The sequence below is a fragment of the Flavobacterium sp. genome (assembly GCF_029242675.1).
GTDB lineage: Bacteria > Bacteroidota > Bacteroidia > Flavobacteriales > Flavobacteriaceae > Flavobacterium.
Window position 1 is genome coordinate 19,161 of sequence record NZ_JAQWTM010000137.1, and the last position, 11,316, is coordinate 30,476.

The window sequence follows — 11,316 nt, forward strand, 5'->3', positions numbered from 1 at the left end:
GTTAAATGTCTTTTTTTACAAGCATATAAAAATCGTTGTCTAAAAGCAGGTACCCTTGATCATAAAGGAAGTAATAGGTGTTACCTGTTTTGGTTTGTAAAATATTGGTAAAAAACTCAAAATCAAATCCCTTGCTTAAAAGTTTAGCGCGGGTGGTTTTTGATTTGCCTTCGGTATTTAAAGAGGTTAGAATGCGGTAATTTTTGCGCAACTTATTGTTAATGTTGCGCATAAAATTAGTACTGTCTTTGTTGATTTTGTTGTTATAGGCATTGCGACAGCCGTCGCTGCAAAACTTTTTGTCTTCACGTCCTATAATTTTCTCTTCGCATTCTAAACAACTTTTCATTATTTAATTCGGGTTAAATTATATAAATCGTGTCTTCTGTCCTTCATGGTGTTCACGCTTCCGTGCTCGTGTAACTCTTTTAGCAAGTTCATATCGACATCAACAATTAGGGTCATCTCTGTGTTGGGTGTAGCTTCAGCTTTGATTCCGTTACTTGGAAAAGCAAAATCAGAAGGCGTAAAAACAGCTGCTTGTGCATACTGGATATCCATGTTGTTTACTTTAGGTAAGTTTCCAACACAACCAGCAATCGCAACATAACACTCGTTTTCGATCGCTCTTGCTTGTGCACAATGCTTTACGCGTGTGTAACCGTTTTGTGTATCGGTCAGGAAAGGGACAAATAAAATATTCATTCCTTCATCAGCCATTAATCGAGAAAGTTCTGGGAATTCGACATCATAACATATTACAATTCCAATTTTCCCACAATCGGTATCAAAAGTTTGAATTACGTCTCCGCCCGTGATTCCCCAGTGGAACACTTCGTTTGGAGTGATATGAATTTTGCGATACATTTCGTTTGTACCGTCTCTTTTGCATAGGAAACCAACATTGTAAACATGTCCGTTTTCAATAAAAGGCATACTTCCTGTGATGATATTGATGTTATACGAAATTGCAAATTCTTGGAAACGCAATTTCACTGCTTCGGTATGATGTGCCAATTCTCTAATGGCTTCGGCCTCTGATAAATGGTTGTAATCGGCCATTAAAGGTGCCGTAAAAAACTCAGGAAACAAGGCGAAATCACTACCATAGCCTGAAACAGCGTCGATAAAAAATTCGGCTTGTTCAAAAAGTGCATCTAAATTTCCTAACGAACGCATTTGCCATTGGATCAATCCCAATCGAACCACACTTTTGGTTGTGTTGATTAATTTAGGACTATCGTCGTAGTAAATATTATTCCATTCGAGTAAAACGGCAAACTCTTGCGATTCGACATCACCCAATAAATAATTTTTGAGTACACGTAATTCGTGAAAGTCATTGCTTAATTGAAACGATAAAACAGGGTCGTAAATTTCTTTTTTCTTTACTTTTTCAATATATACTTTGGGAGTGATTTCGTCTTTAAATTTGGCGTAATTCGGAATCCTACCAGCAAAAATGATTGATTTTAAGTTCAGTTGCTCACACAGTTCTTTTCGCACATCATACAAACGACGGCCTAATCGTAAACCACGGTATTGCGGATTGATAAAGACATCAATTCCGTATAAAACTTCTCCATTAGGATTGTGAGTAGAAAAAGTAAAGTCACCCGTGATAGCTTTGTAAGTCCTTGTTTTAAAGGCGAAATCTTCAGTAACTAATAAGGATAATGCGGAGCCAACAACAATTCCATCTACAACAATTACTAATTGTCCCTCAGGGAATTTTTTCAGTAAAAGTTCGATTTGATCTTCTTTCCAAAAGGAATCGGCCATTTCTGGATAGGATTCCACCATTGATTTTTTTAATTCTTTGTAATCTTCAATTTGTAAGTTGCGTAACTCAATTGTCTTAATATTTGCTGGCATAAATGATTTTTATTTTTGGCAAGATACGAAAAATAATAGCCGTTCACAAACGTTTACAATTATTTACAAGCGAAAGTAATTGAACGTTAACCGAATAAGTTCTTGCTCCTGTCTAATCTTTGCAATGTCGAAATCAAACAACGAGAAACCGACACGATTATAAACCATAAGAAAGTCTGATACGAAATCAGATACTAACAATTAAATTTATACGCCATGAAAAACACAGTACAATTAATCGGACATGTAGGACAAGTTCCAGAAGTAAAAAACTTAGAAGGTGGAAAAAAATTAGCGAACCTTTCTATCGCCACAAATGAAGTGTATTACAAAGAAAACGGAGATAAAGTAGAAAAAACCGAATGGCACCGCGTAACAGCTTGGGGAAAAACGGCCGAAATCATTGAGAAATACGTAACCAAAGGAAGAGAAGTTGCTATTGAAGGCAAACTGACACACCGTAGCTATGATGATAAAGACGGAGTGAAACGATTTATAACTGAAGTCGTTGCTAATGAGTTGCTTTTATTAGGAAAAGCACAATAAAGGAACACTTAATAATGAATTGCACGGATTGCTATTGAAGCAGTTCGTGCTTTTTTTTTTAGAAAATATTTTTGGCTGCACGGTAGGTATTAGCATGTGCCTCAATAATGGTTTTAATATCGGGAGAATAACCACCACCCATAGAAACCTGGACCGGAATTTGGTATTTTGAGCATAATTCAAAAACCAGTTCGTCCCTTTTTTTACAGCCGTTGACTGTGCAACCTAATTTCCCTAATTTATCAGTTGCTAGAATATCTACTCCAGCTAAGTAGAAAATGAAATCCGGTGTTTGGGTTTCGATCAATTGCGGAATCACTGTCGCAATAGTGCTTAAAAATTCAGAATCTGAAGTGCCGTCATCAAAAGCAATATCTAAATCAGAAGTTTCTTTTTTGAAAGGATAATTCGTTTTCCCATGAGTTGAAAAGGTAAAAACGGAACTTTTGTTTTGGAAAATTTCGGCGGTTCCATTGCCTTGATGTACATCGAGGTCAATGATTAAAATCTTCTTAGCTAATTTTTGATCTAATAAAAATTGCGCTGCAATAGCTTGATCGTTCAATAAGCAAAAAGCTTCTCCGTGGGTGGAATAGGCATGGTGGGTTCCTCCAGCAATGTTAAAAGATACTTGGGTTTCAAAGGCTTTTCGAGCACCTGTGATCGTTCCTTGCGCAATTATCAATTCGCGTTGCACCAATTCACGAGACAATGGGAATCCAATTTTTCTAGCCGCTTTGGCATTCAAGGTCAGTTGCATTAAATCATTTACGTACTCTTGGGTATGAATGGCTAGGATTGGAGCTAAATCAGCTATCGCAGGTTCAAAGAAATCAGTTGCTGTTGCCGTTCCTTCATAGATTAGCTGTTGCGGCAGCAATTCATATTTCAGCATAGGAAATCGATGTCCCTCGGGTAAAGGATGCTGGTATATAGGATGAAATGCTATCGGGAACATATTGTATTTAATAAAGTTTTATAGGCTATGTAGGGAAATTTAAAGTAGCTACTTTTTCTCAATCTTAAAATTAATCCAAGCGATGTTTTGGAAACAGCAACATCGTTTAGTGTGAATCTATCTTCTGTCAATAATTTCGCATTAGCTTAATCGTTTTCTAATTATAGCCGTCTTTAAACTTTCGCATAATATAGCTTTTTTTGCTAAAATCGTAGTAGCCTAAAATATAGTAGTCTTTAAATTTTATAATATTTTCAAAGCCAATTTCCTTTTGTTGGCTAATAAAATAAGAAATATTATCTACTGCAAATGGAGCTTGCCTTGCAGAAATAAATTCAAAATTCTTGTCCCAGCTACTTTCAAAAAAAACGGTTTCAGTATGAATAGGAACCATGTTCATATTTTGATAATTTTGTTTTAAGCTAGGTTCATCATTAAATTCATCAGTAGTGTTATTGAAGGAAGGTTTCTGGTAGTATTGGATGTTTGGACTTCCTCCAATAGTGACGAAATCTTCGGACTTGTTGTGGTATACGGATATTCCAACCTTTAAATTGCTTAGATATTTTAAAAACAATGAAGTGTTTTTAATGGATTTTAACTTTCGAGATTCTTTTTTTAGTGCTAGTGGTGAGTTTTTAAAATAGATACTTTCATTTTTTGGAATGGAGATGTTTTTCATGATTTCTCCCGAGTCATAGTTTTTTACTTCAAAAATTAGTTCCTCTGCGTTAGCTTTAATTTGGTATAATTTATTTTCAGAAAAAAAAGAATTAGATGAGTAAGATGTTTTTTGCGGAATTGGCTGAGAAAAAAGCTTTTCTGTCAATATGTGATTTTCGAGATTGAGTTCGAATACTTGGGTTTGTTTCGCATTTTGATCTAACGTTAAAATAATTTTATCATCCACAACATAAAATTTACTTGTACCGGTGCTTTTGTAAAGAGGATTGTAATTTTTAAATTCCATTTTTTCCAAAGGATTCTCATTAATTAAATCATGAAAAGGAATATTTTGGAATTTTTTATTATAAAATTTATAGGGAGAAAAATCAAAAATTGTTTGCTCTGCGATTCCCTCGTTAAAGATGTAAGTCGTCAAGATTTCTTCAGAAATGTTCTTTAAAAGCAAACAGAATGAATTGTTTTTCTGAAAAGTAGCAACTATATAATCGCTAGTAAAAGGCATTTTAAATTTTAAGTTTTTTATGGTCTTGCTTTCAAAAAAATATTTAGTAATTATAATTTCGTTTAAATCACTAGATGACCAATAAAGTGATGGGTTTCCATCTTCATTAAAACTATATCCAATTATTCTTTTACTCTCATAATCAGCAAGTGATAAAGTGAGTTTATCCATTAAGAACAAAGCATTGTTGTATTTTAAAATAGTGATATCCTGTTCTTTTACTGCAAACACGAAAACATCATGAGTCAAACTATTTTCAGCATTAAATATTTGAACATTGCTATCGTTTTTATTTAAATCAAAGTCATAAGAAGTTAATAAGACTTGACCAAACAATGTTGATTGATAAATTAAAAGTATGAGGAGTAGTGTTTTTTTCATAAGTTACAAGCTACAAATATTAAGCCAAATAAATGAGCCTAAATCGAATTTATTGATTCATAATCTCTTGAAAATAATCGACAAATTGACTGAGCTGTAATCCATCAATTAAACCATGATGTACATGAATCGACATAGCCATTGTTTTGGTGCCTTCTTCAGTAGTTATCATTTTGCCAAAAGAGATTTTAGGACAACTATCCGGGAAAGTATAACTTCTAGCATGAGAAAGCGAGGTAAAATTAAGCCAAGGTATGGCCGAGAAATGAATCAAATTATCGTCCCTAAATTCACGAGTAAAAAGGCCTGTTGTCGTTTGAATTCGGGCCGCTTCAGCTGTAGCTTTTTTTTCAAAAACTAGATAGTCAGGATCGTATTCGATTAAAGAAAAACCAAAAGTGCCATCTTCCCTTCCAATAGTAGCAGAGGCATTAATTTGATCGTAAATATAAACCGAATCGTCATTAATGCGGTATTTAAAACATTCGATATGATTAACAGCCACTAATGTTTTATGCAAGTAATAGGTAAAAAAAGATGTCTTTCTCTCTTTTGCAGCAGCATAAGCCTTAGTACAATCGATAGTGACTGTAGCACCAAAAAAAGGCTCTTCGAATTGCTTGAAAAACATAAAATGTTCCTTTCGGTTCCAGTTGGCTATGTCTAATTTTTGCTTCATTGGATTGTTAGACTAGTTTTTTCAATACTTCGACGATATTTTCATGCGTGCTAAAGTTTTCATGTACCACTTTGTGATCAATTTTTTCATGTGCCCAGGTCGTGTGAAACGGAATATGAACGGCGTGTCCGCCAATAGCTAAAACAGGTAATACATCTGATTTTAAGGAATTTCCAATCATGAAAAACTCCGAAGGTTCAATTTCGAGTCTTTTGATTAAATCCGTATAATCTTTTTCTTGTTTGTCAGACATCACCTCGATATGGTGAAAATAATGTCCTAAACCAGAATTGTGCAATTTGCGTCTTTGGTCAAGTAAATCCCCTTTGGTGGCAACCACTAATTTGTATTTGCCATACAAGGCATCTAAAGTTTCTTCGACGCCGTCGAGTAAAACAATTGGTTTTTGAAGCAACTCTTTGCCATACTGAATAATTTTTTCGACAATTTCAATCGGAATGGTGTTATTCGAAATGGTCATAGCAGCTTCAATCATTGACAAGATATAGCCTTTAATACCGTAACCGTATAATTTTAAATTGTCGATTTCGACTTTAAATAGTTCCTGTGAAATCCCTTGTTTGGACAGATAATCTTGCATTAAACCACAAAATTTTTGCTCTGTCTCATCGAAATACGTTTCGTTGATAAATAGCGTGTCATCTGCGTCGAAGGCAATTACTTTAATGTTTTTCATCTTATTTTTTTAGTTCTAAAGAAGCCGATTCTTTAGGTGTTTTTGACCAAAGTGTACTGGTGTAAAATGTGATTCGGATTCCTAAAAGCAGAATCAAACCACCAATAATCATGTTAAGTGTAATTTTTTCATCTAAAAATAGCCAAGCGAGAATAGCAGTCAAAACGGCTTGACTCAATAAACTTAATGAAACTCGTGTGGCGCGCATGTGCTGCGTTGCGTAACTGATAGACAACCAAGCCATCAACTGACAAACTACGGCTTGAAGAAATAGGACAAACCAACCCATATTAGAAAAACCTGTAAATGGTTCTTTTACTATAACGCGAGCTATTGCTAAGTATAGGGAAGAAGCCAGTAAGCTAATAGTCATAAACGAGAGTACATCAATTTGTCCAAGTGCTTTTTTACTCATTAATAGATAGATAGAATAAAATATTCCCGATAATACCGCAAGGATAAAAGCGTGATCGAAATTGAGCTCTAAGAAAAACTGGAATCCTACTAGCATCGCCATTCCAAATAAGGCGACAGCTGTTCCTAACCAGAAGTTAGTTGCGGGTTTAATATTCAAAAAAACATAAGATATAATTCCAACCCAGAGCGGTGATAGATTAGTAAGTAATGATGCTTGAGTAGCACTTGATTCCTGAATAGCAATATTCCAAACTGCAACATCCGAGGCAAATAACACTCCACATAAAACGGATAATAGTAAGTATTTTTTCTCAGGAAGCTTGAATTTTTTAGAGAAAATCATGTACGGTAATAGTATTGCAATGGCAATTGCCATGCGGTAAAATGCCGAAATCAATCCAGGAGTCAATCTGAGTTTTACTAATATAGGAAAAACCGAAATACAAAGTATCCCAAAAAAGAGCGCCAATCTAGGTTTTACATTTGTCATTTAGGAATGGTTTGTCAAGCTGAGAAATAATTAACTTTAAAAAAGTGTGTATTGAGTTTTTATTTTAGGGTAAAAAACACCAATAATTACAAATGGATTTGTTGACCTTCTTCTATGCCATTGCATTGTGGTTCCAAGAAATAAATATATTTCATTTTCTTTTGTAAACTTATCGAAATATTGTTCTTTGACTTTTTTTAAAGCTATTTCTTGGTCTTGACCATTATCTCTTAAACAATTTAAATAGAGCTGAAATATTTCCCAATCTTCAATCATTAATTTACTCGATACGCCCTCGTCATCTTCAAAAATATAATAAAATTTGTAAGGTACTTTTTGAATTAATTTTTCTGGGTTAGTTTCAATTTCAGCAAATAAATCTGTTTGCTTTCTTAATTCAATCCATTCATCTTTCCATTCTTTCGAATCATTTACATATTCGAAACCTGTAATTTTTGAAGGTTTAAAAGTTACTAATGAAATGTTAGTCGGATCTTTTGAATCGTTTATTAATTTTGTCTTATTTGTGTAAACATTTTTAAGACAAATATTTTTTCTTTCTTCCCAAAAATCAGAAGTATCTAAAGTGTTTATTTTTTTAAAATTATAATTTGCAGGAGAATAGCTTTCTGGACGAAAATCATCAGTTCTTTTCTTGACATCAAGTTCTATCCATGTATATTTTTTAAAACCCGTATCCTTCTTTATTTGATTCAAAAAACTCAAAGGAATTGGATAAATTCTAATCCATGAGCCATCTTCTAAAAATCCGGCAGTACAAACTAATTCATCATAACTTCTAGAAGGTAATGGATAAGTTGTAACAGTTATAAGGATTTTTTTCTTAGTCATAAATTATAAATGTTCAAGTTTATATTTGAAGCCTTTTAAGTTTGTTATTGCTTCAGATAAATATTTTCTATGGCATTGACAAATGTCTGCTTCAAAACAAGTTAAAGCAATTCTTTTATTTTTTGTAAGTAAATTTAAAATTTCAGTTTGACTATCAACTGAATTTTTAAGATTTTTTTCTTTGTATTCTTCAAATAAACAATCGTAATCATTTTGAGTTTTTAATTCTTGTCTTTTTTCAGAATCAATTCCCACTTCAGGAATGTGGATATATTCAATTCCCACTCCATTACAAGCAGTCTTTAATTGGCTTTTACTAAAACCATATTTCATGCTTAAAGCATTTTTTCTAACATCACAAAGTACTTTAATATTATTTTTTATTAGCTTGTTTAAGTATTTTTCAAGGGTAATCCCCTCGTATCCAATAGTAAACAAAATAGTTTCATCTTCAAACGACCTATAATTATCAAGATTTTTTAATTCTTTTTGTGTTAAGTATTTCTCTGCAACTATACTATTAATAGAGTAATATGGGTACCTTTTATAGGTTAGATTAATTAGATCATCACTAGTTTTATTTGCATAAATTACTCTAAAATCAGTTATTGTTTTTTTATCCTCTTTTCTTAATTCATTTAAATAATTTACCCCATCTTCTTTTCTCCACGATTTGTCATTATCAGAAACAATACCGTACTTTTTAAGAGTGGATAAATCAGCATTTGCTTGGAATGAAAAGCAACCAAATTTGTATGGTACAAAATCAAATGATTTTTTGTCTTTTTGAAATCTAGTAAATAAAAATAGTAGTTTTTGGAGCTGAATTTTTTCTAATTCACCTTCAAAAATTTGAATTAATGATAATAATATTTTTCTTCGGTAGTACATAGATGTAGTAAAATTTGCAAATATTTAATTTATCGTCTCTCCATTTGCAACACCATCAGAACCTGAACTGAGCGAAGTCGAAGTATCTGGATTTACAAATACTAATTTCCCATCGGCATTCGTGGTCATCAAAATCATTCCTTGACTTTCTACACCGCGCAAGTTTCTTGGAGCTAGGTTAACTAAAACAGTTACTCGTTTTCCAACAATATCTTCAGGTTTAAAGCTCTCTGCAATTCCCGAAACAATCGTGCGAACGTCAATACCTGTGTCTACTTTTAATATCAACAGCTTGTTTGCTTTTGGCATTTTCTCAGCTTCAAGGATTGTTCCTACTCGAATATCCATCTTGGCGAAATTATCAAATTGAATCGCTTCTTTTTGTGGTTCAATCGTTGCTTGGGCCGAAGCAATCTCTTCTTTATTAGCTGTTTTCGTAGCTTCTAACTTGTCAATTTGTTTCTGAATTTCTTCATCTTCAATTTTGGCAAACAATAACTCCGCTTCTCCTATTTGGTGACCTGCTGGCAATAAATCCGAAGTTTCTGAAATCGTGTTCCAATTTAATGGGCTTTCAATTTTTAATATTCGAGATAATTTAGTTGCTGTAAATGGTAGGAACGGCTCGCAAAGCGAACTCAAAGCAGCAGCAATTTGTAATGCTACATACATTTGTGTCTGCACACGTGCTTCATCCGTTTTTATCATTTTCCAAGGCTCTTCATCAGCCAAGTATTTATTTCCAAGTCGAGCTACATTCATCAATTCCCCTAAAGCTTCTCTAAATCTATATCTTTCAACAGAACTTGAAATAACTGCAGGATACGCTTTTAATTCAGTTAAAGTTGCTTCGTCAACTTCTGATAATTCGTTTGGAGCAGGAACAATTCCGTTATAATATTTGTTAGTTAAAACTACTACACGATTAATGAAATTCCCGTAGATAGCCACTAATTCATTGTTATTTCTAGCTTGAAAATCTTTCCAAGTAAAGTCGTTGTCTTTTGTTTCAGGTGCGTTTGATGTCAATGCATAACGCAAAACATCTTGTTGGCCCGGAAATTCTTGTAAATATTCGTGCAACCAAACTGCCCAGTTTTTAGACGTTGATAATTTATTTCCCTCTAAGTTCAAGAACTCATTTGCAGGCACGTTGTCTGGCAAAATATAGCTTCCTTCGGCTTTTAGCATCGCTGGGAAAATCACACAGTGAAAAACAATATTGTCTTTCCCTATAAAGTGAACCAACTTAGTATCTTGATCTTTCCAGTACGGTTCCCATTCTTTTCCTTCGCGAGCAGCCCACTCTTTAGATGCTGAGATGTACCCAATAGGTGCATCAAACCATACATATAATTTTTTTCCTTCGGCACCAGGAACAGGAACGTCAATTCCCCAATCCAAGTCACGTGTTACTGCACGAGGCTCAAGACCGCCATCAATCCATGATTTTACTTGTCCGTAAACATTGGGTTTCCAGTCGCTTTTATGACCAACAAGGATCCACTCTTTCAAGAAATCTTCGTAACGATCCAAAGGTAAAAACCAGTGTTTCGTTGATTTCATAATTGGGGTTTCACCTGTAATTGTCGATTTTGGGTTGATTAAATCGGTAGCATTCAAGGTTGATCCACATTTTTCACATTGATCACCATATGCTTCTTCGTTGCCACATTTAGGGCAGGTACCCGTTACAAAACGGTCAGCCAAAAACTGATCTGCTTTTGCATCATACAATTGTTCGGTTACTTGCTCTATAAAGTCACCTTGTTCGTATAGTTTTTTGAAAAAATCTTGAGCAGTATCATGATGAATTTTAGCCGAAGTTCTCGAGTAATTATCAAATGAGATTCCAAAATCAGTAAACGATTTACGAATAATACCATCGTATTTATCAATTACTTCTTGCGGACTAATCCCTTCTTTCTTGGCTTTCATAGAAATTGCCACACCGTGCTCGTCGCTTCCGCAAACAAACAAAACGTCTCTACCTTGCAATCGCAGGTAACGAGAATAAATATCAGAAGGAACATAAACACCCGCCAAATGGCCAATGTGAATAGGTCCGTTAGTATAAGGCAAAGCCGCCGTAATGGTATATCTTTTTGGATTCTGTATCATAAAATTATTTTTAGATTCTGAAATTAATTCAGAACGCGGTGCAAAAATAAGGAATAGAATTTTTATTTGAAGCTATTTCCCGCTATACGTTGCAATCTTTTACTTTTAAAAGAAAAAAGTAAAAGGATTTCCACTTTTATCGGGGCTAGGGTTTTGCGTTTAATAGGTCATTGCGAGGGACGAAGCAATCGCATCTAGTAATTCCATCTAGATTATTACT

11 protein-coding genes are annotated in these 11,316 nt (G+C 34.0%); 1 reads left to right on the forward strand and 10 read right to left on the reverse strand.

Translation table 11 applies throughout. The features are described from left to right. Window position 1: 1 nt before the first annotated feature. Both P8M54_RS05555 and P8M54_RS05560 read right to left on the reverse strand, forming a co-directional pair. Window positions 2-349 carry a hypothetical protein gene (locus P8M54_RS05555; protein ID WP_300286053.1) on the reverse strand — a complete coding sequence of 116 codons (348 nt, stop codon included), beginning with the start codon at window positions 347-349 and terminating at the stop codon, window positions 2-4. Beyond that, window positions 349-1,875: a carbon-nitrogen hydrolase family protein gene (locus P8M54_RS05560; RefSeq protein ID WP_300286056.1), complete on the reverse strand. Its 1,527-nt coding sequence runs from the start codon at window positions 1,873-1,875 to the stop codon at window positions 349-351. The genes P8M54_RS05555 and P8M54_RS05560 overlap by 1 nt, the downstream gene beginning before the upstream one ends. 216 nt (window positions 1,876-2,091) lie before the next feature. On the opposite strand from P8M54_RS05560, the gene ssb reads away from it, so the two are divergent. Next, window positions 2,092-2,421 carry a single-stranded DNA-binding protein gene (gene ssb, locus P8M54_RS05565; RefSeq protein WP_300286058.1) on the forward strand — a complete coding sequence of 110 codons (330 nt, stop codon included), beginning with the start codon at window positions 2,092-2,094 and terminating at the stop codon, window positions 2,419-2,421. A 58-nt stretch (window positions 2,422-2,479) separates the two neighbouring features. On the opposite strand, the gene P8M54_RS05570 is transcribed toward ssb, so the two are convergent. The 8 genes from P8M54_RS05570 to metG all read right to left on the reverse strand — a co-directional run bounded on the left by P8M54_RS05570 (window position 2,480) and on the right by metG (window position 11,096). Continuing rightward, window positions 2,480-3,379, reverse strand: coding sequence for a histone deacetylase (locus P8M54_RS05570; RefSeq protein WP_300286060.1), 900 nt, complete (start codon window positions 3,377-3,379; stop codon window positions 2,480-2,482). 157 nt (window positions 3,380-3,536) lie between these two features. Then, window positions 3,537-4,949, reverse strand: coding sequence for a hypothetical protein (locus P8M54_RS05575; protein ID WP_300286062.1), 1,413 nt, complete (start codon window positions 4,947-4,949; stop codon window positions 3,537-3,539). A gap of 49 nt (window positions 4,950-4,998) precedes the next feature. Continuing rightward, window positions 4,999-5,628 (reverse strand): chloramphenicol acetyltransferase, encoded by a 630-nt coding sequence (locus tag P8M54_RS05580; protein WP_300286064.1) that lies wholly within the window; start codon window positions 5,626-5,628, stop codon window positions 4,999-5,001. Window positions 5,629-5,635: 7 nt separating this feature from the next. Then, window positions 5,636-6,325, reverse strand: coding sequence for an HAD family hydrolase (locus tag P8M54_RS05585; RefSeq protein ID WP_300286065.1), 690 nt, complete (start codon window positions 6,323-6,325; stop codon window positions 5,636-5,638). 1 nt (window position 6,326) lies between these two features. Continuing rightward, window positions 6,327-7,232: a DMT family transporter gene (locus tag P8M54_RS05590; RefSeq protein WP_300286067.1), complete on the reverse strand. Its 906-nt coding sequence runs from the start codon at window positions 7,230-7,232 to the stop codon at window positions 6,327-6,329. Between the two features lie 36 nt (window positions 7,233-7,268). Further along, complete coding sequence (locus P8M54_RS05595) at window positions 7,269-8,084, reverse strand: hypothetical protein (protein WP_300286069.1); 816 nt, start codon at window positions 8,082-8,084, stop codon at window positions 7,269-7,271. Between the two features lie 3 nt (window positions 8,085-8,087). After that, window positions 8,088-8,975, reverse strand: a complete 888-nt coding sequence (locus P8M54_RS05600) for a DUF488 family protein (protein ID WP_300286071.1) — start codon at window positions 8,973-8,975, stop codon at window positions 8,088-8,090. Between the two features lie 24 nt (window positions 8,976-8,999). Continuing rightward, window positions 9,000-11,096, reverse strand: a complete 2,097-nt coding sequence (metG, locus tag P8M54_RS05605; protein ID WP_300286073.1) for a methionine--tRNA ligase — start codon at window positions 11,094-11,096, stop codon at window positions 9,000-9,002. Window positions 11,097-11,316 lie beyond the last annotated feature (220 nt).